24 protein-coding genes and 5 tRNA genes are annotated in these 20392 nt (G+C 34.9%); 24 read left to right on the plus strand and 5 right to left on the minus strand.

All coding sequences use genetic code 11. The features are described from left to right. Nucleotides 1-3: 3 nt before the first annotated feature. The 4 genes from CYP43_RS03995 to ribA are packed head-to-tail and all read right to left on the minus strand — an operon-like array spanning nt 4 to nt 1686. Entirely contained in the window at nt 4-369 is a 366-nt protein-coding gene (locus tag CYP43_RS03995) for a hypothetical protein (protein ID WP_103582581.1), read from the minus strand. Further along, a complete protein-coding gene (locus CYP43_RS04000) occupies nt 366-560 on the minus strand; it encodes a hypothetical protein (protein WP_084108385.1) in 195 nt (64 codons plus the stop codon). The genes CYP43_RS03995 and CYP43_RS04000 overlap by 4 nt, the downstream gene beginning before the upstream one ends. Next, complete coding sequence (rsmG, locus tag CYP43_RS04005; protein WP_103582582.1) at nt 557-1123, minus strand: 16S rRNA (guanine(527)-N(7))-methyltransferase RsmG; 567 nt, start codon at nt 1121-1123, stop codon at nt 557-559. Before rsmG ends, CYP43_RS04000 begins: the two co-directional genes overlap by 4 nt. Next, nucleotides 1123-1686 (minus strand): GTP cyclohydrolase II, encoded by a 564-nt coding sequence (gene ribA / locus CYP43_RS04010; RefSeq protein WP_103582583.1) that lies wholly within the window; start codon nt 1684-1686, stop codon nt 1123-1125. The genes rsmG and ribA overlap by 1 nt, the downstream gene beginning before the upstream one ends. A gap of 68 nt (nt 1687-1754) precedes the next feature. Here ribA and hemB point away from each other — a divergent pair, with 68 nt between their 5' ends. From hemB to CYP43_RS04065, 11 genes are all read left to right on the plus strand, one after another. Then, nucleotides 1755-2726 (plus strand): porphobilinogen synthase, encoded by a 972-nt coding sequence (gene hemB / locus CYP43_RS04015; protein WP_103582584.1) that lies wholly within the window; start codon nt 1755-1757, stop codon nt 2724-2726. Nucleotide 2727: 1 nt separating this feature from the next. Further along, nucleotides 2728-3645, plus strand: a complete 918-nt coding sequence (argF, locus tag CYP43_RS04020; protein WP_103582585.1) for an ornithine carbamoyltransferase — start codon at nt 2728-2730, stop codon at nt 3643-3645. After that, the gene (locus CYP43_RS04025) at nt 3642-4127 is read left to right on the plus strand and encodes a DUF2603 domain-containing protein (RefSeq protein WP_103582586.1); all 486 of its coding nucleotides are present in this window, start codon (nt 3642-3644) and stop codon (nt 4125-4127) included. The genes argF and CYP43_RS04025 overlap by 4 nt, the downstream gene beginning before the upstream one ends. Further along, nucleotides 4120-5481, plus strand: a complete 1362-nt coding sequence (gene hemN, locus CYP43_RS04030) for an oxygen-independent coproporphyrinogen III oxidase (RefSeq protein WP_103582587.1) — start codon at nt 4120-4122, stop codon at nt 5479-5481. Before CYP43_RS04025 ends, hemN begins: the two co-directional genes overlap by 8 nt. Nucleotides 5482-5596: 115 nt before the next feature. After that, a complete protein-coding gene (locus CYP43_RS04035; RefSeq protein WP_103582588.1) occupies nt 5597-7270 on the plus strand; it encodes a TolC family outer membrane protein in 1674 nt (557 codons plus the stop codon). A 20-nt stretch (nt 7271-7290) separates the two neighbouring features. Next, nucleotides 7291-7947 (plus strand): transglutaminase-like cysteine peptidase, encoded by a 657-nt coding sequence (locus CYP43_RS04040; RefSeq protein ID WP_103582589.1) that lies wholly within the window; start codon nt 7291-7293, stop codon nt 7945-7947. Then, the gene (locus CYP43_RS04045; RefSeq protein WP_103582590.1) at nt 7944-9893 is read left to right on the plus strand and encodes a bifunctional diguanylate cyclase/phosphodiesterase; all 1950 of its coding nucleotides are present in this window, start codon (nt 7944-7946) and stop codon (nt 9891-9893) included. Before CYP43_RS04040 ends, CYP43_RS04045 begins: the two co-directional genes overlap by 4 nt. Before the next feature lie 3 nt (nt 9894-9896). Continuing rightward, nucleotides 9897-12035, plus strand: a complete 2139-nt coding sequence (locus tag CYP43_RS04050) for a type I secretion system permease/ATPase (protein WP_084040698.1) — start codon at nt 9897-9899, stop codon at nt 12033-12035. Nucleotides 12036-12037: 2 nt separating this feature from the next. After that, nucleotides 12038-13504 (plus strand): HlyD family type I secretion periplasmic adaptor subunit, encoded by a 1467-nt coding sequence (locus tag CYP43_RS04055; RefSeq protein ID WP_103582591.1) that lies wholly within the window; start codon nt 12038-12040, stop codon nt 13502-13504. Continuing rightward, complete coding sequence (locus CYP43_RS04060) at nt 13504-13995, plus strand: DUF5416 family protein (protein ID WP_103582592.1); 492 nt, start codon at nt 13504-13506, stop codon at nt 13993-13995. The genes CYP43_RS04055 and CYP43_RS04060 overlap by 1 nt, the downstream gene beginning before the upstream one ends. An 18-nt stretch (nt 13996-14013) precedes the next feature. Continuing rightward, a complete protein-coding gene (locus tag CYP43_RS04065) occupies nt 14014-14652 on the plus strand; it encodes a response regulator transcription factor (protein ID WP_103582593.1) in 639 nt (212 codons plus the stop codon). A 207-nt stretch (nt 14653-14859) separates the two neighbouring features. Here the strand turns inward: CYP43_RS04065 and CYP43_RS04070 are convergent, their stop codons facing one another. Continuing rightward, a complete protein-coding gene (locus CYP43_RS04070; RefSeq protein WP_021090800.1) occupies nt 14860-15108 on the minus strand; it encodes a hypothetical protein in 249 nt (82 codons plus the stop codon). A gap of 236 nt (nt 15109-15344) precedes the next feature. On the opposite strand from CYP43_RS04070, the gene CYP43_RS04075 reads away from it, so the two are divergent. The 13 genes from CYP43_RS04075 (at nt 15345) to rplL (ending at nt 20364) form a co-directional block, all read left to right on the plus strand. Beyond that, nucleotides 15345-15420 (plus strand) — tRNA-Thr (locus tag CYP43_RS04075). 53 nt (nt 15421-15473) lie between these two features. Further along, nucleotides 15474-15558, plus strand: a tRNA-Tyr gene (locus tag CYP43_RS04080). Between the two features lie 7 nt (nt 15559-15565). Then, nucleotides 15566-15642: transfer RNA gene (locus CYP43_RS04085), tRNA-Gly, on the plus strand. A gap of 126 nt (nt 15643-15768) precedes the next feature. Next, nucleotides 15769-15843: transfer RNA gene (locus CYP43_RS04090), tRNA-Thr, on the plus strand. Between the two features lie 75 nt (nt 15844-15918). Further along, nucleotides 15919-17118 carry an elongation factor Tu gene (gene tuf, locus CYP43_RS04095; RefSeq protein ID WP_021090663.1) on the plus strand — a complete coding sequence of 400 codons (1200 nt, stop codon included), beginning with the start codon at nt 15919-15921 and terminating at the stop codon, nt 17116-17118. Nucleotides 17119-17175: 57 nt separating this feature from the next. Then, a complete protein-coding gene (gene rpmG / locus CYP43_RS04100) occupies nt 17176-17334 on the plus strand; it encodes a 50S ribosomal protein L33 (RefSeq protein WP_035167196.1) in 159 nt (52 codons plus the stop codon). A 13-nt stretch (nt 17335-17347) separates the two neighbouring features. Then, a tRNA-Trp gene (locus CYP43_RS04105) sits at nt 17348-17423 on the plus strand. A gap of 17 nt (nt 17424-17440) precedes the next feature. Next, complete coding sequence (gene secE, locus CYP43_RS04110) at nt 17441-17620, plus strand: preprotein translocase subunit SecE (protein WP_072594862.1); 180 nt, start codon at nt 17441-17443, stop codon at nt 17618-17620. Nucleotides 17621-17634: 14 nt separating this feature from the next. Beyond that, on the plus strand, nt 17635-18165 hold the full coding sequence (nusG, locus tag CYP43_RS04115; RefSeq protein WP_054196403.1) for a transcription termination/antitermination protein NusG: 531 nt from the start codon (nt 17635-17637) through the stop codon (nt 18163-18165). A 10-nt stretch (nt 18166-18175) separates the two neighbouring features. Then, nucleotides 18176-18601, plus strand: coding sequence for a 50S ribosomal protein L11 (rplK, locus tag CYP43_RS04120; protein WP_084040690.1), 426 nt, complete (start codon nt 18176-18178; stop codon nt 18599-18601). Nucleotides 18602-18660: 59 nt separating this feature from the next. Then, a complete protein-coding gene (gene rplA / locus CYP43_RS04125) occupies nt 18661-19362 on the plus strand; it encodes a 50S ribosomal protein L1 (RefSeq protein ID WP_084040688.1) in 702 nt (233 codons plus the stop codon). A 105-nt stretch (nt 19363-19467) separates the two neighbouring features. Beyond that, nucleotides 19468-19953, plus strand: a complete 486-nt coding sequence (rplJ, locus tag CYP43_RS04130; RefSeq protein ID WP_072594865.1) for a 50S ribosomal protein L10 — start codon at nt 19468-19470, stop codon at nt 19951-19953. Nucleotides 19954-19983: 30 nt separating this feature from the next. Then, complete coding sequence (rplL, locus tag CYP43_RS04135) at nt 19984-20364, plus strand: 50S ribosomal protein L7/L12 (protein WP_021090592.1); 381 nt, start codon at nt 19984-19986, stop codon at nt 20362-20364. The last annotated feature ends 28 nt before the right edge of the window (nt 20365-20392 follow it).

Below are 20392 nucleotides of genomic sequence, written 5' to 3' on the forward strand. Positions count from 1 at the left end.
TCCTTATTCTTTTATAGCATTTGGCAAGATCACTGCGTCTATGTTAAATTTTGCAAGCTGTGCTAGCTCGCTTTCATCTTTTATCAAAACAGCTATAAGTGCGTCAAATAGATAACTCTCAGCTATCTTTGCTAGATCTTTTGCAATGTCAATATCTGCGATAATAAATTTTGCTCCAGCGGCGTTTGCGATGATAGCTTCGTTTATGTCATTTGCGATGATGCTAAAGTTTGCTTCAGCTTCTAGCGCTCTTTTTATCAAATTTCTATCAAATTTAAAGAGATTTTGCCTACCGTTTGAAATTTCATCTTCGCTTTTGCAAAGAAATAGTGGCTCAAATTTGATCAGCTCATCACCCAAAATTTTCATCTCTCACCCTTTATACACTCTTTGCAGATATATTTTCCGTCTCTTAATACCATTTGATCGATGTCGCTAAAGACACCGCATTTGCTGCACTCTTCGAAGTTACTGGTGCTTATCTTGTCGCTATTTTTTCTATTTTTAAAAAATATGATGTAAATCGCAACCAAAATCGCTACAAAAAGCAAGTATTTCAATGTTTTTCTCCATGTTTTTTGAAATTAAAATATATGTAGTTTCTGTTTTTTTCATTGTAAATTTGCGCGTCTATGCCTGAAATTTCATCCATGACACTAGAGCCTTTATAGATGAGAAATTTAGTATTCTCATCGTAAAAACCATCGCAAATTTTTATAAGCTCTTTTGTCTTGCTAAGAGCCCTTGAGGTGATAAGATCAGCCGTAAATTTATCTGCAAGCTCTATCTTTTGGCTATGAACTTCTAAATTTTGCAAGCTAAGCTCGATTTTAACGAAGCTTAGAAATGATGACTTTTTGGATATCGGTTCAAAAAGGTGCCACTTCGTTTGAGGCATCGCAAGGGCTAAAAATATCGCTGGAAAGCCGGCTCCGCTACCCACATCGATCGCCGTTTTAACACTTAGATCAAAAATTTCAAGCGGTTTTATGCTATCAAGCACCTGCTCGCTTATGTCTTTATAATTGCTTAAGCTATGAACTTTGTTAAATTTAGCAAAAATTTGAGCGTAAGCCTTTACTTTTTCGTTAAATTCAGCTGGCAAGCAAAGCTCATTTTTCATCACAAGATGTGTCCCATTTGCTCTTTTTTGACCTTCAAGTAGCCTTTATTAAATTTATTTGGTTTTATGACGATAGGCACGCGTTTTACGATCTTTACTGAGCTTAGTCCATGAAGTTTTAAAGGGTTATTTGTGAGTAAATTTACCTCTTTTATGCCGTAGTGATTTAAGATAAAATCAACCACTTCGTAAGTCCTCTCATCAGCCTTAAAACCTAGCTGGTGATTGGCTTCTATCGTGTCAAGGCCCTTGTCTTGGAGGCTGTAAGCGTTTATTTTGTTTAAAAGCCCGATATTTCTGCCCTCTTGACGCAAGTAGATGACCATGCCGCCATTTTCTTCGATATATTTTAGGCTCGCTTCAAGCTGGTCGCGGCAGTCGCACTTTAGGCTTCCGATCGCATCGCCAGTTAGGCATTCGGAGTGAATTCTAAGATTTACCACCTCGCTTAAAGGCTCTTTGTAGATCACTAGGTGCTCTTTGGCCCCTTCTTTGAAGGCTTGAACCTTATAAGTGCCAAATCTTGATGGTAGATTTGCAGCGTTTGAAATTTCTATTTTCATTTTAAATTTACTCCAACTGTGCTAAACTAGCTAAAAATCACGCATTTTAACAAAGAAAAGGCAAAAATATGTTTAAACGTTTTAGAAGATTAAGAATAAATCCAGCCCTAAGAGACATGGTGCGAGAGACTAGCCTTAGCGTAAATGACTTCATCTATCCGCTCTTTGTAGTCGAGGGTAAAGGCGTTAAAAATGAAATTTCTTCGATGCCAGGCGTTTATCAAATGAGTATCGATGAAATTTTAAAAGAGTGCGAAGAGATAGTAAATTTAGGCATAAAATCGATCATTTTATTTGGCATACCAAGCCTAAAAGATAGCGTTGGCAGCGACGCACTAAGTAATGACGGCATCATCGCAATCGCACTTAGAGCCATAAAAGATAAATTTCCAAATTTAGTAGTCGTCACCGATCTTTGCTTTTGCGAGTACACAGACCACGGCCACTGCGGCATAATTGACCACGTACATAACACCATCGACAACGATGTCACACTTGAAATTTCAGCTAAACAAGCCTTGATACACGCTCAAAATGGCGCCGACATGATCGCACCAAGTGGCATGATGGATGGCATCATCGCAACGCTGAGAGAGACGCTTGATAGCAATGGCTTTGAGAATTTACCAGTGATGGCGTACTCGACTAAATTTGCCTCAGCCTACTACGGACCTTTTCGTGACGTGGCGCAAAGTGCACCAAGCTTTGGCGATAGAAAGAGCTACCAAATGGACAGCGCAAACCGCTTGGAAGCTATAAATGAGAGCTTGCAGGACGAGGCGCAAGGCGCTGATATCTTGATGGTAAAGCCAGCGCTTGCCTATCTTGATATCGTTAGAGAGCTAAGAAATTTAACACTTCTGCCACTTTGTGTCTATAACGTAAGCGGCGAATACGCACTGCTAAAAGCTGGTGCAAAAGCTGGCATCATCGACTACGAGCGCGTCATGATGGAGACTTTGATCGGTTTTAAAAGAGCAGGGGCAAATTTAATCATCACCTATCACGCAAAAGAAGCAGCCAAAATTTTAAGGGGCTAAGATGAGGCACTTTTTAACGTTAAATGACTTTAGCAAAGATGAAATCGAGCAGATGATAAATTTAGCCCGCAAGATCAAAAAAGAGGCAAAAGCTAGAGAATTTAAGCCATATCTTAAAGACCAAAAGCTTGCGATGATATTTGAAAAAAGCTCGACTAGAACGAGAGTAAGCTTTGATGTGGGCATGCATGAGCTTGGTGGATATGCGCTATTTTTAAGCAAAAATGATATACAAATAGGTCGCGGCGAGCCTATACGTGACACCGCTAGGGTTATAAGCAGGATGTGTGACATGGCTATGCTAAGGGTTGATAGGCACGAGACGCTAGAAGAATTTGCTAAATTTTCAAGCGTGCCAGTGATAAACGGCTTAAGCGATAAATTTCACCCAGTGCAGCTAATGGCAGACTATCTAACTATGCTTGAATTTAGCGCAGGAGAGAAGGTCGCATACGTAGGAGATGGCAACAACATGACTCACTCGTGGCTCATGCTAGCTAGCAAACTTGGCCTTGAGCTAAGAGTCGCTACGCCAAAAGGCTACGAGGTGGATGCAGAAATTTTAAAAATGGCTAATGAAAACGCAAAAATTTCAGGTGCGAAAATTTTTATCACAAATGATATAAAAGAAGCGGTAAATGGTGCCGATGTAGTGACTACAGATACTTGGGTATCGATGGGGCAAGAGGCTGAGAAAGAAAAGAGGCTAAAAGACTTTGCTGGATACTGCGTGGATGAAAATTTGATGAGCCTAGCTAAAAAAGATGCGATATTTTTGCACTGCTTGCCAGCTTACAGAGGCTACGAGGTGAGCGAGGTGATCTTTGAAAGGCACGCGGATGAAATTTTTAGCGAGGCTGAAAACAGACTTCATGCCCAAAAAGGCGTGATGGTCTGGCTTGATGAGAGAAGAAGATGAGCAAAGAGAAAAATATATATGATGAGATAGATGAGATCGGTAATAACCTTGGGCTGAGTAGCCCTGAAAAGACGATCTTTGAGATAGTTTCAACCAAAAATCCAAATGAGCATATTTTAAATTTAAAAAGTGGCTCTTGGGACTCAAAAGAGCCGTGGTTTGGTATTGATGAAAATCAAAATTTACACACGGTAATCTCTGTAAAATCGCTTTCGGCTTTGATCGAGGCCTTAAAAGAGTCTCAAAAAGAAAATTTTGATCTAAGGCTTGAAAAGACGATCTGGCAAAATATACCGGTTGATTTTAGTGATGTTTGGGTGGTTGCTATGGATGAGATAAAAAAGATCGCAAGCAATAAAAAAAGCAGACAATTTAATATTGATCTTGACAAGCTGGTAAAAAATATCAAAAAAGAGCACCCAAATTTATTTGTAGACATAAAAGAGGTGATTCAAATGGCAAGGAGTAGGGCAGATGATTGATTTTAGTGCTTATGTGAAGTATTCAAGGCCAGGGCCAAGATATACTAGCTATCCGACAGCACCAGAGTTTAGTGATAAATTTGGCTATGAAGCTTATATAAAAGAGCTTGAAAATCGTGATCTGAATCGATCGCTTTCGCTTTATTTGCACTTGCCATTTTGCAGGAGCGCTTGCTATTTTTGTGGCTGTAACGTCATCTACACGAGCAAAGAGGACCGCAAAGAGAAATATATAAGATATATAGAAAAAGAGCTTGAAATTTTAGCTCACCACTTGGACACTAGCGCCGAGGTCTTACAGATGCACTTTGGTGGCGGTACACCAACATTTTATAATGCCGCTCAGCTTGATGAGATCATCAAACTTATCAAAGCTAAATTTAAAAATTTCTCAAAAGAGGCTGAGATAAGCTGTGAGATAGATCCGAGATTTTTGACAAATGAACAGCTTGACGTGCTCATATCTCATGGCTTTAACCGCATAAGCTACGGCGTGCAAGATTTTGACGAAAAGGTGCAAAAAGAAATTCATAGAATTCAGCCCTATGAGATCACTCAAAATGCTGTAAAAATGGCTAGAGAGAAGGGCATAAAATCAATCAATATGGACCTAATCTATGGCCTGCCGTATCAAAGCCTAGATAGCTTTAAAAAGACGCTTGAATTAGCCCTCACTCTTGATCCTGATAGGCTTGCGGTATTTAACTACGCTCATGTGCCATGGATAAAAAAATCAATGCGTAAATTTGATGAAACCACATTGCCAAATCCTGAAGTGAAGCTTGAAATTTTAAAATTTACAGCTGAGTTTTTAACTAAAAATGGCTATAAAATGATAGGAATGGATCACTTTGCAAAGCCAAATGATGAGCTTTTTGGTGCTCTGGCAAATGGTACTTTGCATAGAAATTTTCAAGGTTATACGACAAAGGGTGGCGCTGATCTTATTGGTATAGGCGTGACAAGTATCGGTGAGTGCAAAAGGCACTACGCACAAAATCATAAAGACATGGACGAGTATGAAAAGGCGATCGATAGTGGGAAGTTGCCATATGCAAAGGGAATTTATCTAAGTGATGAAGATTTGCTTAGAAAGAGTGTGATTATGAACTTAATGAGTAATTTTGGGCTTGATATCAAAGCTATCGAGAATGAATTTCATATAAATTTCTTTGAACACTTTAAGGAAGAGCTTGAGGAGCTTAAAAATTTAAGTGAATTTGTCAATGTTACAGCAGATAAAATCAGTGTAAATGAAACTGGAACACTGATAATACGAAATATTGCAATGTGTTTTGATGAATATCTAAGGAAAATTCCCGAGAATTTAAGGCGTTTTTCTAAAACTATATAAAAATTATTTTTTTGTCATAAGATATTTAAAATATATTTAATATTTCTTGATGTATAATTCGTACCAAAAAGTTCAAGTCTAGGCTTGTTAATAAAAAGGTAAAAGGATCTTAGTTATGAAAAAGATGTTAGCAATTAGTGCTTTGGCTGCAGCAACACTGCTGCCTGCTCAAGATGTCTCTTATAGGATTTTCCTGGCTTCATTTGCACAAGATGATAATCAGGCTAGAATTGATAGTGCTGTTAATAAAGTCAATAGCAAAATTTCTGATAGCAGACTAACTACAGGTATCTATGAGGTTGGTGGACGAAAATTTTTGTATGTTGACACAGTTCCACTTTCTGAAAATGAAGCTAATGAATTATTGACTAAAGTTCAAAATGAGTCAGGATATAAAGATGCTTTAATGAGAGCAAAAGCACCTGTAGCTGATACTCAAATAACAAAAAAATCTAATATAGAACAAGCTATATCAACTGAAGTAAAACCAGTAGCACAAGTTGATGATGGAGTTTTGACTTTAGATCAAGTTATAAAGACTATTTTAAATGAAAACCCAAGTTTAAAAGCTACAGAATTTAACTATCTGCAAGTTGGTAAAGATCTAAAAATAGCAAAAAATGCCTATTATCCAACACTTGACGCTGCTGCTAGAGTGGGATATGAGAAAAAACGCCTTGATGATGGAGTTTCTACAAGAAGAGGAGATGGAAGAATTTCTGGCACATCTCTAACCTTGGTTGAAAATTTATACAATGGTGGTGCTGATAAAAATAGAATAAATTCTCAAAGCGCAAGACTTGATTCAGCTGCTTATTCAGTAGCACAAGCTGCAGATAGACTTACATTAAATGCTGCAAATGCTTACTTACAAGTTCTTCAAACTAAGAGAATTTTAGACATTGAAGAAGAAAACGTAAAGAGTCATGAGGAAATTTATAGCCAAATTAAAGATAGAGCAAGGTCAGGTTATGGCGTAGCTTCTGAAGAGAGACAAGCTGGATCACGCTATACTTTAGCTCAATCAAACTATACAGCTGCTAAAAATAACTATGAAGATGCACTTTCTACATTTGAGAAATTATATGGAAAAAAAGTTGCAGCTAAAAATTTAGTAATGCCTGAGTTTAGCCTTCCTTTGCCTAGCACGAAAGAAGCTGTTTACAACAAAGCTATTCTTTGCAATCCGTCACTTTTGGTTCAAAAATCAAATATTGCTATGGCAGAATCAGTTGTAAAAGAGAAAAATGCGCCATTCTTACCAAAGCTAGATCTTGTTGTATCTGGTGCGTATGATCATTCAAATGTTTTATATGATAATTATGAAGAACAAACATTTGACGCACTTTTAAGACTAAACTACAACCTTTACAATAAGGGCAATGATAAACTAGATAAAGAAAAAAGCCAACTTGCTGTTCAACAAGAGCAACAAACTTTGGACAATCTTGTAAGAGAGCTTAAAGAATCTTTGGAATTTTCATGGCAAAATTATGTTCTTAACCAAGAAAAAATGGGATACCTAAATCAACACGTTGAATATGCTAAAGCTACACTTGATGCTTATCAGGATGAATTTAGAATCGGTCGTCGCGATCTTATAAACTTGCTTGATGCTGAAAATGAATATAACTCTGCATTAAAAGAGATCGCTACAACTGAGACAGCACTATCTTATGCAAAATACAGACTATTAGATAATATGGGAATGATCTCAGATAGCTTTGAACCAGGTTTTGCAAAGAGATACATTCAAGGTGCTTGCAGTATTCAAAACGATTTAAGATAAAAATGTAAAAAGTAATGACCATGAGGGTCAAGACAAATTTTTGGACGCTTATTGTAAGCGTCCTTTTTTTATTATTAGTAAGTGCTATTGGAGATTTTATAAAATCAACAACTATAGCAAAGGTAGCTAAAATTTACGGAGAAGATGCAAGAAGAAGGGCTTCTGCTCTAAATTCTTTAATGGCTTCATTGCAAGATGCAACTGAACAAGAGAAATTAATAAAAGTAAATGACTTTTTTAACTCTTTTAGATGGGTTGATGATATGCAGCTTTGGCACAAAAAGGATTATTGGGCTACTAGAATGGAATTTATAGGAAAAGGTGCTGGTGACTGCGAAGACTACGTTATCGCAAAATATTTTACACTAAAGCAGCTAGGAATTCCAACTCAAAAATTATACTTCACATATGTTAAAGCCTTAAGATACAATCAAGCTCATATGGTTTTAGCATACTACGATACACCAAAATCTATTCCATTAATTTTAGATAACATAAATGGTAAAATAAAAATCGCAACTCAAAGAACAGACCTTGTTCCGGTTTATAGTTTTAATGGTGATTCGCTATACTTGGCAAAACAAGAAGGTCTTGGTCAAGCAATACCAGGTGGAAATAAAAAACAAAATCCTAAGTGGATGGAACTAATAGATAGGATAGGAAAAGAGGATTTATGACGCTATTTAAACAAATTATGATCGCCGTGATAACTTTTGGTATCATGATTTTTATGGCTGTTGGCTACTTAAATTTTAAGAGCCTAAATGGATATATTAATGACCAGCTTGGTGAAAACGCAAGACATACAGCAAATTCGCTTGGACTTGCTTTAAAGCCTATTATCGATCCAGATGACATGTCCTTGGCTCAAACAATGATAAATTCTATGTTTGACAGTGGCAGATACAAGCTTATCAAGCTTGAAGATGTTGATGGCAAGGTTCTTATTGAAAATTCTCAACAAACTGTTGTTAAAGATATTCCTGAATGGTTTTACAAAATAGCCAAGTTCGAAGCACCAATAGCAGATAGCGAGATTATGACTGGTTGGGCAAAATTTGGCACGCTTTATGTTCAAGGCAGCACCGCACTTGCCTACAATGAGCTTTATACTAACTCAAAAAATATTTTTAATTTTCTTCTTCTAATGATAATTGTCACTCTTGTGGTGGCATATTTCGCTCTAAAAGCTATTTTTAGACCGCTTATGAAGGTTCAAGATCAGGCTGAGGCCATACTTGATAATAAATTTATCATTCAAAAAAGAATTCCATTTACGGCTGATCTTAAAAAAATGGTTCTAGCTATGAACTCTATGGTTAGCAAGGTAAAAGACATTTTTGAGAGAGAGGTAGCCACACTCAGTAAATATCAAGAGCTTTTATATAAAGATACAATGAGTGGTGCTAATAACAGAAGATTTTTTCAAACTAAATTTAGTGAGTATCTAGCAAGTGAAGAATATTCAAGTGGTGTTGCTTTACTTGTTAGTTTTAAAGATTTAATAAATTTAAAAAGTACGCTTGGCTTTGAAAAATGGCAAAGCGTTGTAATGAAAATAGCTCAAATTTTACAAGAAAAATCAATTCATAATGATAAAAATGCGATTGTTGCAAGGCTTAATGATAATGATTTCATTGTACTTTCGTATGGTAGAAATTCATCAAATTTCTTGGCTCTATGTGATGAAATTATGAACGAGTTTAAAAAGCTTTATGCAAATTTTGCGCTAAATGATAGCGAGTATCCAGTAAATGCTGCGATAGTTGAGTATTCACCAAATACTGATATCAAGACACTTCTTACTTCAGCTGACGTTACATTGGTTAGCTCAAGACTTGCTGGTAGCTTTACATATAAGGTATTTAATGAAAATCAAAATACTTTAGTGATTGGTAAAGAGAAGTACAAAGAGCTTATTTTTGACTCAATAAAAGAGGATGAATTTAAATTTGCAGCTCAAAAAGTGATTGATCTTAATTCAAATTTTGAGCAGTATGAGCTTTATTTGAGGCTTGTTGATAAAGATGGCGTATGGCGTATGGCCTCATATTTCATGCCGATGGTCAATGAGCTAAATTTAGGTGCGATGCTTGATCTTCATATCTTAAATAGGGTGGCTAGAATTTTACCAGAGAATATCTTACCAAGTGGCAACTTGGCAATAAATTTGGGCAAAGAGATATTAAACTCAGATGAAAATTTTTCAAAACTTGAAGCTACACTTAAAAAGATAAGCCAAATTTCTAAATATAAAAACTATATAGAAATTCCAAATAAAGACGATATTAGCATAGAAAGTATAGTTAAGCTTACTAAAAAATTAAAAGAGCTTGGCTTTGGATTTGGTTTTGACCACTTCGAGCTTAATGCAAAAGGTATTGAGAAGCTAAAAGAATTTAACCCTGATTATGTAAAAATTCAGTCAAATGTCTTGATTGACTTCTTAAGTGATAAGTCAGGAGTAAATACAAAACAATCACTTGATGTTGTTTTAAGCTCAAAAGACATTATTTTGATCGCAATCGGCGTTGAAGGCGAAGAGCAGAAGAAAAAGTTAATCGATCTTGGCATTAAAAATATGCAAGGAATTTATATAGATGAAATTAAGAACATTGGATGATAGATGCATAGTGATAAGATAAAAGATGAACTACTTCAATGTTTGGTTATTTTTACCAAGCTTCATAATAATCCATACAGTGCCGATGCTTTAACTATTGGCTTGCCAGTAAAAGATGGCGATGAAATTGAGCTTTTTTCACTTAAAAGCTCAAGGTCTTTATTTTCTCGTGCTGCTTCTCGTGCCGGCTTTGCTTCTACCCTTGTAAGAAAAGATCTTGAACAAATCTCTCCTTTAGTTTTACCTTGCATTTTAATGCTTAGAGGCAAAAAAGCTTGCATCTTGCAATCTTTTAGTAAAGATAAAAAGACAGCAAATATCATAACACCAGAACTTTCAACTGGTACTAGCACGATAGAAATAAGTAAATTAAAAGAAGAATATTTAGGCTATGCATACTATCTAAAGCGCGAGTTTGTTCCAGAGGATACTAGCTCAACAAAGCTAATTGATGCGGGCAACGACCACTGGTTTTGGGGAACTCTAAAACGTTCTAAAAAGATTTATTTTGATGTTGTTCTTGCAAGTTTTATTATAAATTTATTTGTTCTTGCTAGTCCGCTTTTTACGATGAACGTATATGATCGTGTCGTGCCAAATAATGCGGTTGAGACACTTTGGGTCTTAGCACTTGGTGTAAGTGTAGTTTATGGCATAGATCTTTTTTTAAAATTTGTAAGATCATATTTTCTTGAGATCGCTGGCAAAAAGAGCGATATCATAATGAGCTCTATTTTATTTGAGCGCGTTATGGATATGAAATTTAGCAATAAACCAAAATCTGTTGGTTCGTTTGCTAGTAATCTAAAAGAGTTTGATACGGTTAGAAATTTCTTCTCATCAGCCTCATTGGCAGCCATTGTCGATCTTCCATTTGCGATCATTTTCTTGATAGTTACTTATTTTATAGGAAGCTATATCGTACTAGTGCCGATTGTTATTATGATAGCTATTTTGTGTTATACATTTTTTATAAAAGATCCACTTCAAAATGCTATTAAGAGTACATTTGAGGCTTCAGCTATAAAAAATGGAATTTTAATAGAGAGCCTTAGTAGTCTTGAGACTATCAAAACTCTTGGTGCTAGCGGACATATACAGTGGAACTGGGAAGAGGCAACTGGTGAGATAGCAAATAGAAGCATTAAATCAAAAATTATCACAACTTCGATAACGACTGTTACATCTTTTTTAGTGCAATTAAATACTATTGCTATCATCGTTCTTGGTGTCTATATGATACAAGATACACATCTTACAATGGGTGGTCTTATCGCTGCGGTTATGCTTAGCTCTCGCGCTATCGCTCCTATGGGACAAGTAGCTTCACTTGCTGCAAATTTTGAGCAGACAAAAACAGCCTATCAAAGTCTTAGTAAGATTATGCAAATGCCTGTTGAAAGGCCAGAAGGTAAAAAATTTGTTAGAAGAAATTCCTTTGATGGAAAGATCGAATTTAAAAATGTAAGCTTTACATATCCAGATACCACAAAAGGTTCGCTTGATAGGATAAATTTTGTTATTCAGCCAGGTGAAAAAGTTGGCATTATAGGCAAAAATGGCTCTGGAAAAACTACTTTACAAAAGCTTATTTTGGGACTTTACTCACCAACTGAAGGCTCAGTGCTAATCGATGGTATTGATATTAATCAAATCGATCCAGCCGATCTTAGGCGAAATATCGGTTATGTTCCGCAAGATGTTGTGCTTTTTAAAGGAACGGTTAGAGAAAATATTGTTCAAAAAGCACCATATGTTGATGATATTCAGATTATAAAAGCAGCTAAAGTAAGCGGAGTTGATGAATATGTAAATGCTCACCCACTTGGATTTGATATGCCAGTCTTTGAAAGAGGCGATGGCATAAGTGGTGGACAGCGTCAAAGCATAGCTGTGGCTAGGGCATTTTTGCTAGATAGTCCTATTATTTTGCTTGATGAGCCAACGAATTCTCTTGATAATACGGTTGAAAATAAGTTAAAAATAAATTTAAAGACAAATACAGCAAATAAAACGATGCTGCTTGTCACGCATAGGACGTCGATGCTAGATCTTGTTGATAGACTTATAGTTATGGACAATGGCAAAATTTTATTGGACGGACCAAGAGATGAAGTTTTAGCAAGACTTAGTGGGAAGTGATCATGCAAGAAGATATCAAGAATAAACAAAATGAAAATCCAAAAAACGAAAAAAGATTAATTTCTGAAAATAACATAAAAGAACAAGAGGAAGCTAGTAATAAAATTTTAAATAGCGTAGATGATATAAAGTCTAATCTTCAAACAAAAAATTATGATGCTTATGATTTGAAATTTATGTCAAGTCTTTCTGAGGCTGTTTTGGCTAAAGCCCCATCAACATCTAAAAAGATACTCTATACGGTTGCCATAACTATGTTTTGGCTTCTTGTTTGGGCCTCTTGGGCACAAATAGATGAGATCACAAGAGGTAGTGGCAAAATCATCCCATCTGGAAAAAACCAAGCGATACAAAATCTCGAAGGTGGTATAGTTGATCAAATTTTTGTAAAAGAGGGTGATGAAGTCAAGAAAGATCAAATTCTAATAAGGCTAGATAATAAAAATTTTACGAGTAGTTATGGTGAATCAAAACTAAGACTTGATGAACTTCAAGCAAAATTTATGAGGCTTGATGCTGAGGCAAATGATAAGGATTTTGACTACGATGAAGCTAGAGATGCGAACAATAGCAAAGCCATAAGATATGAACTAAGTCTGCATAATTCAAATATTGATCACTTAAATGAACAGATAGGAATTTTAACAGAGCAAATTCATCAACGCCAGAGTGAATTAGTCGAACTAAAAAATAAAATTTCTCAAACTCAAAATAGCTATAATCTTGTTCTAAAAGAAAAGGCCATTATGGAGCCAATCTTTAAAAAAGGTCTTGTTAGTGAGGTTGAATACATCCAACTTCAAAGACGTGTAAATGATCTAAGAGGCGAGCTCGATGCTGCCGTTCTTGCCGTACCAAGAGTTGAATCAACTATAAAAGAAGCGAAAAATAAGATCGAAGAAGCAAAACTTGCTTTTAAAAACAATGCAAAAAAAGAGCTAAATGAAGTTTCAGCAGAGATCGCAAGGATAAATGAATCACAAATCAGTCTAAGCGATAGAGTAGAAAGAACATATGTAAGATCTCCAGTAAATGGTATTGTCAGCAAAATGATGGTTCATACAGTATCAGGAGTTATCAAGCCTGGTGAAAATATTGCCGAGATCGTTCCTCTTGAGGATAAATTGGTTGCTGAAGTAAAAGTAAAGCCAGCTGATGTTGCATTTTTGAGGCCTGGGCTTGATACGATGGTTAAATTTACGGCCTATGATTTTAGTATTTACGGTGGTTTAAAAGGCAAAGTAACGCAGATTAGTGCTGATACAGAGACTAATGAAAAAACTGGCGAGAGCTATTATTTGGTCAGGATAGAAACTGAGAAAAATTATCTTGGTAGCGAAGAAAAGCCACTTAGGATAAAAGTTGGTATGATAGTCTCAGCTGATATCATTACCGGCAAAAAGACAATACTTGATTATTTATTAAAGCCTATTTTAAAGGCAAAACAAAATGCCTTAACGGAGAGGTAATGGGCAAGATCGCTTTTTATGATAAGAAATTTGGTGAATACGATATTGAAAAATTTCAAAATTTACAAAATTTCTATCTCGTAAAAGATGATCATTGTTGCGATATAGTTAATGATGAAATTGAACGATTTAAATTTAGTGATTGTGAAATAGATTTTTTACGATTAGTAGATGTTGCTAGTAGACATAAAAAACTATTTGAAAATCTAAAAATTTACGATGATATAGTAAGAAGCATTAAAATTTTAATAAAAGGCTATGACCAGAGTTTGGATAAATTTGACTTTGATCCCGGAATTTTAAATTTAAATACTCCTTATAAATATGCTATATCACAAGATTTTTTTGAAATGACTATTTTTTTAGAAGAAAAATCCTCAGTGGTTACTAAATTTTTCTCATCAATAGATTACAAGATATACAAAAATGGCGAAAGTCGTCATATAGAATTCTTTATAAATAGTAAAAAAATTTATGAAAGAATCATATAAATAATCCAAGGAAAGGTAATGCAAGTTATTTTATTTACACAAAATAGTGCATTAAACAATATTTGGAGAAGCTATTTTACTGGCAATAGCGATGTGAAATTTATACATAATAGAAAAGAGTTTTTTTCTCATATAAATGATGATATTGATATTATAGGCATTGATATTGATGTTTTTAAAGATAATATTGATGATGTTATAAAAAATATAATTGAAAAATTACCAAATATAAAAATACTCATACTCTCAAATAGGCCAACGATAAACGAAGGCAAGCACCTACTTACGCTTGGAATCAAGGGCTACGCAAATTCTCACATGAGAAAGACTCACTTTGAAGATGCTTTTGAAACTATTTTTAATGGAAATATATGGCTTTACCAAGAATTTGTTCAGGCAATGATTAGTGAGCTAACCGGCTCATATATTAATAGCGAAAGTGAAAAGGTAGACAAAAAGACCGATCTCTCTGAGCTTAGTTCAAGGGAAAGAGAAGTTGCAGATTTAATCTATCAGGGGCTAACAAATAATGAAATTTCAGAAAAAACAGGTATTACACTAAGAACAGTCAAAGCACATACAAGCTCGATTTATAGTAAGCTAAATGTAAAGGATAGAATAGGGCTTGTGCTTTTAATGAAGCAGCTTGATGCATAAAATCTTGATTTATTTTTTTAAAAAATTAAGATTTTTCTTCAAAAACTATAAATTTTTATACATGTGCCCATAAGAAATACATACATAGCTTTTACTAGCTGAAGAATACAATAAATATAAAATTTTCAAATAAAAAATAATTTGATAAAACCTTAAATAAAAAATTCTAGCAAATTTATTTATAGCCGAGATAAGAAATCAGAAACTTTAGTCTTCTAAATCAATATCTACTTTTTCAACATTTGTTATGATATCTTTTGTATTTTTTTCGATATCGTGTTTATTTTTTTCAATAAGTGATCTATTTTGTCCAATCAAATCCCTATTTTCTTTAATACCATCACTATTTTGTTCAATTAATTTGCTAAGAGTTGATATTCTTTTCTCATAACGTATCATTAGAAAATAAATTACGTAAATTAGTAATAAAATTATCGCCCAAGGTAAAAATTGCATATTAAGTCCTTATATATTTTTTGTAATTATAGAAATTTTAGCTTTTAAAAAAAATAAAACCATAAAAATTATACATATTTCATAAATATTTAATGATGTATTATGGATTTAAATCTAATAAAAATTTGTATTCTTAAATGGCTGTATTTTATGATTTTAATTTTTATGAAAATTTTTTAAATTTCCCTTGACTTTTACCTTGTTTTGATATATAATTGCCACTTCACAAAACAGGTGCTGGTGTAGCTCAGTTGGTAGAGCTACTGCCTTGTAAGCAGTGGGTCGGCGGTTCAAGTCCGTTCACCAGCTCCATTTTTGTAACAGTGTTTGACCAGAAAATACCAAAATAGTTTATTAATGTTTAAGGTGAGATACTCAAGCGGCCAACGAGGGCAGACTGTAAATCTGCTGACTATGTCTTCCGTGGTTCGAATCCACGTCTCACCACCATTGTTATGCGGGAGTAGCTCAGTTGGCTAGAGCATCAGCCTTCCAAGCTGAGGGTCGCGGGTTCGAGCCCCGTTTCCCGCTCCAAAATTTGGGAAAATAAACTGGGAGCTGTATCTAGATTTTGCTAAACACAGTTATTCCTTACTTTATTTTCAAAATTTTTAGTTGTTTGTATTATTTAATTGGAATCATCTCTGCCAAGCGTTTTTCGCTCATATGGCTCAGAGGTAGAGCACTTCCTTGGTAAGGAAGAGGTCGCGGGTTCAAGTCCCGCTATGAGCTCCACTGGTTAATATGATTTTATTATGATTATACAAATTTGGTAAGAAAAAAAGACATATATCACATACGGAGGAAAAGATGGCTAAAGAAAAATTTTCACGTAACAAGCCGCACGTAAACATAGGTACTATTGGTCACGTAGATCATGGTAAAACTACATTAACAGCTGCAATATCTGCTGTTCTTTCACGCAAAGGACTTGCTGAGCTAAAAGATTATGATAATATTGATAATGCTCCAGAAGAAAAAGAGCGTGGTATTACAATTGCTACTTCACATATTGAGTACGAGACAGAGAAACGCCACTATGCCCACGTTGACTGCCCTGGTCACGCCGACTATGTAAAAAATATGATTACAGGTGCCGCACAAATGGATGGAGCTATTTTGGTTGTTTCTGCAGCTGATGGCCCAATGCCACAAACTAGAGAGCATATTTTATTATCACGCCAAGTTGGTGTTCCATATATTGTTGTTTTCATGAACAAAGCTGATATGGTTGATGATGCTGAGTTACTTGAATTGGTCGAAATGGAAATCCGCGAGTTACTTAATGAGTATAATTTCCCAGGCGATGATACACCTATTGTTTCTGGTTCAGCGCTTAAAGCTCTTGAAGAGGCAAAAGCTGGTCAAGATGGTGAATGGTCGGCAAAAATTATGGAATTAATGGATGCAGTTGATAGCTATATTCCAACTCCAGTTCGTGCGACAGATAAAGACCTTCTTATGCCGATTGAAGATGTTTTTTCGATTTCAGGTCGTGGTACAGTTGTAACTGGTAGAATCGAAAAAGGTGTTATTAAGGTTGGTGATACAATTGAAATTGTTGGTATTAAGCCAACTCAAACAACAACAGTTACTGGTGTTGAAATGTTTAGAAAAGAGATGGATCAAGGCGAAGCTGGTGATAATGTTGGCGTTCTTCTCCGTGGTACTAAGAAAGAGGATGTTGAGCGTGGTATGGTTCTTTGCAAGCCTAAATCAATTACCCCTCATACAAAATTTGAAGGCGAAGTCTATATCTTGACAAAAGAAGAAGGTGGTCGTCATACTCCTTTCTTTAATAACTATAGACCACAATTCTATGTAAGAACAACTGATGTTACTGGTTCAATTACGCTTCCAGAAGGAACAGAGATGGTTATGCCAGGTGATAATGTAAGAATTTCAGTCGAGTTGATTGCTCCAGTAGCACTTGAGGAAGGTACTCGTTTTGCTATCCGTGAAGGTGGTAGAACTGTTGGTTCAGGTGTTGTTTCAAAAATACTTGGTTAATTTATAAAAAATTGTCAAAGGGAGAATATTCCCTTTGATATTTTGAAAAGGACTTATATGAGAATTAAAATTGGTTTAAAATGCTCTGAAAGTGGTGATATAAATTATACAACAACTAAAAATAGTAAAACTACTACAGATAAAGTTGAGCTTAAAAAGTATTGCCCAAGATTAAAAAAACATACTATACATAAAGAAGTTAAATTAAAAAGTTAATTAAGAAGCTATTAGGGCAATAGCTCCAACGGTAGAGCGCTGGATTCCAAATCCAATGGTTGGGGGTTCGAATCCCTCTTGCCCTGCCACGACTAAGGTTAAGATTATGGAGAAAATTATAAATTATATTAAGCTTTCTAAATTGGAAATAATGAAGGTTATCTATCCTACAAAAGAACAAATTAGAAATGCTTTTTTTGCAGTTTTTATCGTAGTTGCTGTTGTATCACTTTTTTTAGCTCTTGTCGATGTTATTATGTCCTTTGTTCTATCTAAAGTTATATGATATAAGGAAAAGTAATGTCACATAAATGGTATGCTATACAGACTTACGCTGGAAGCGAAATGGCAGTAAAAAGAGGAATTGAAAATTTAGTAAAAGATCATGGAATAGAAGATCAGCTAAAAGAAGTTATAGTTCCTACAGAAGACGTAATTGAAATAAAAAATGGCAAGCAAAAAATCAACGAAAGAACTCTTTATCCAGGTTATGCTTTTGCATGCTTAGACCTTGATACAGCTCTTTGGCACAGGATTCAATCTTTACCAAAAGTTGGACGTTTTATTGGTGAAGCTAAAAAACCTACACCATTATCTGAAAAAGATATTAATACTATTTTGGAAAAAGTTCAAAAAAGAGCTGCGCCAAAACCTAAGATATTCTTTGAGGATGGTGAGAGTGTTCGTATAACAGAAGGTCCTTTTGCTAACTTTACAGGTATTGTTGAAGAATATGACATGATACATGGAAAACTTAGGCTTAATGTTTCTATTTTTGGTAGAAGCACCCCTGTTGATATTTTGTATTCACAAGTTGAGAAGATAATTTAAGGAGCAAGAAATGGCTAAAAAAGTTATAGGTGAAATAAAATTACAAATTGCTGCAACAAAAGCAAACCCTAGTCCGCCGGTTGGTCCAGCTCTTGGACAAAAAGGTGTTAATATTATGGAATTTTGTAAAGCCTTTAATGAGAGAACAAAAGATATGGTTGGGTTTAATATTCCAGTTGTTATAACTGTTTATGCTGATAAAAGTTTTACATTTATCACAAAACAGCCTCCTGCTACAGATCTTATTAAAAAGGCTGCAGGTATAACAAAAGGAACTGATAATCCTTTAAAAAATAAAGTAGGCAAACTAACAAAAGCTCAAGTTTTAGAAATAGTTGAGAAAAAACTTGTTGATTTAAATACAAATGATAAAGAGCAAGCAGCTAAAATTATTGCTGGTTCAGCTCGATCAATGGGTGTCGAAGTAATAGACTAAAACCTTTACCGTCAGGTTGATTAGCAAAAGACGGAAGCAATATATATGCGGAGAAATTTATGGGAAAAACTAGTAAGAGATTTCAAGAATTGCTCAAAAAAGTAGAGCAAGATAAAATTTATAACCTTAGTGAGGCTATTGATACAGTTAAAACTCTAGCTTCTGCTAAATTTAATGAAACAGTTGAGATTGCATTAAAATTAAATGTTGATCCAAGACATGCTGATCAAATGGTTCGTGGTTCAGTAGTTTTACCAGCTGGTACAGGTAAAACCGTAAGAGTTGCAGTTATTGCAAAAGATACTAAAGCTGATGAGGCAAAAGCAGCTGGTGCTGATATTGTTGGTGCAGATGATTTGGTCGAAGATATTCAAAAAGGTATAATGAATTTTGATGTTCTTATAGCTACTCCAAATTTAATGGGTCTTGTAGGTAAGGTCGGTAGAATTTTAGGACCAAAAGGATTAATGCCAAACCCAAAAACTGGCACAGTTACAATGGATGTTGCACAAGCTGTTAACAATGCAAAAAGCGGCCAAGTAAATTTCCGTGTTGATAAGCAAGGAAATATACATGCAGGTCTTGGTAAAGTTAATTTTACTAAAGAACAATTAAATGAAAATATTTCAACATTTATTAAAGCGATCAATAAACATAAGCCTGCAACAGCAAAGGGCAGATATGTTAGAAATGCTTCGTTGTCTTTGACAATGAGCCCATCTATAGCTCTTGATACTCAAGAAGTTATGGACTTAAAATAAAACTAAAAATTAAAATTTATATCTTAGATTGGAGATAGCCGAGGCCATTGGGCTTAATTGATTCGACCCGCTCTGCTTGAAATCACCGGTCGGAAAGGAGAAAAAGTGACACGTAACGAAAAAACTGAAGTTGTTGCAAAATTAGAGAGTGAATTTAAAACTGCTGAAGCTATTATAGTTTGTGACTATCGTGGCCTTTCAGTAAAGAAACTTGAAGTTTTAAGAAATTCTGCTAAAGAACAAAATGTAAAAGTTCAGGTTATTAAAAATACTCTTGCAAATATTGCTCTTAAAAATTCTGATAAAGTCGGAATGGAACTCAAAGATACAAATATCTATCTTTGGAGTGAAGATCAATTAGCAGTAACTAAAGTAGCCGCAAAATTTGAAGAGTCTAATGCTGATCTTTTTAAAATAAAAACAGCTTATATTGATGGCGAAGTTGCTAGCGTTGATAAAGTTAAAGCTCTATCTAAAATGCCTAGCCGTGATGAGCTTATTGCGATGCTTTTACAAGTTTGGAATGCGCCAATTCAAAATTTTACAATTGGTTTGAATGCACTTAAAGAGAAAAAAGAACAATCAGCTTAATTTAAATTAAAAAAATAATAAGGATTAAAAATGGCAATTACTAAAGAAGATGTATTAGAGTTTATATCTAATCTTTCTGTACTTGAACTTAGTGAACTTGTAAAAGAGTTCGAAGAGAAATTTGGTGTTAGCGCAGCTCCTGTAATGGTAGCTGGTGGTGCTGTTGCAGCAGGCGGTGCAGCAGCTGCAGCAGAGGAAAAAACAGAATTTAACATTGTCCTGGTTGATTCTGGTGATAAGAAAATCAACGTTATTAAAGTTGTTAGAGCGCTTACTGGTCTTGGTCTTAAAGAAGCTAAAGACGCAGTTGAGGGAACACCATCTGTTCTTAAAGAAGGCGTTAGCAAAGATGAGGCTGAGGCAGCTAAAAAAGAGCTTGAGGAAGCTGGTGCCAAGGTTGAACTTAAATAATTTTTTATTATTTGAGCTTAATATTTCA

Origin of the sequence: Campylobacter concisus (assembly GCF_002913045.1) — a bacterium.
Classification (GTDB): Bacteria; Campylobacterota; Campylobacteria; order Campylobacterales; family Campylobacteraceae; genus Campylobacter_A; species Campylobacter_A concisus_AP.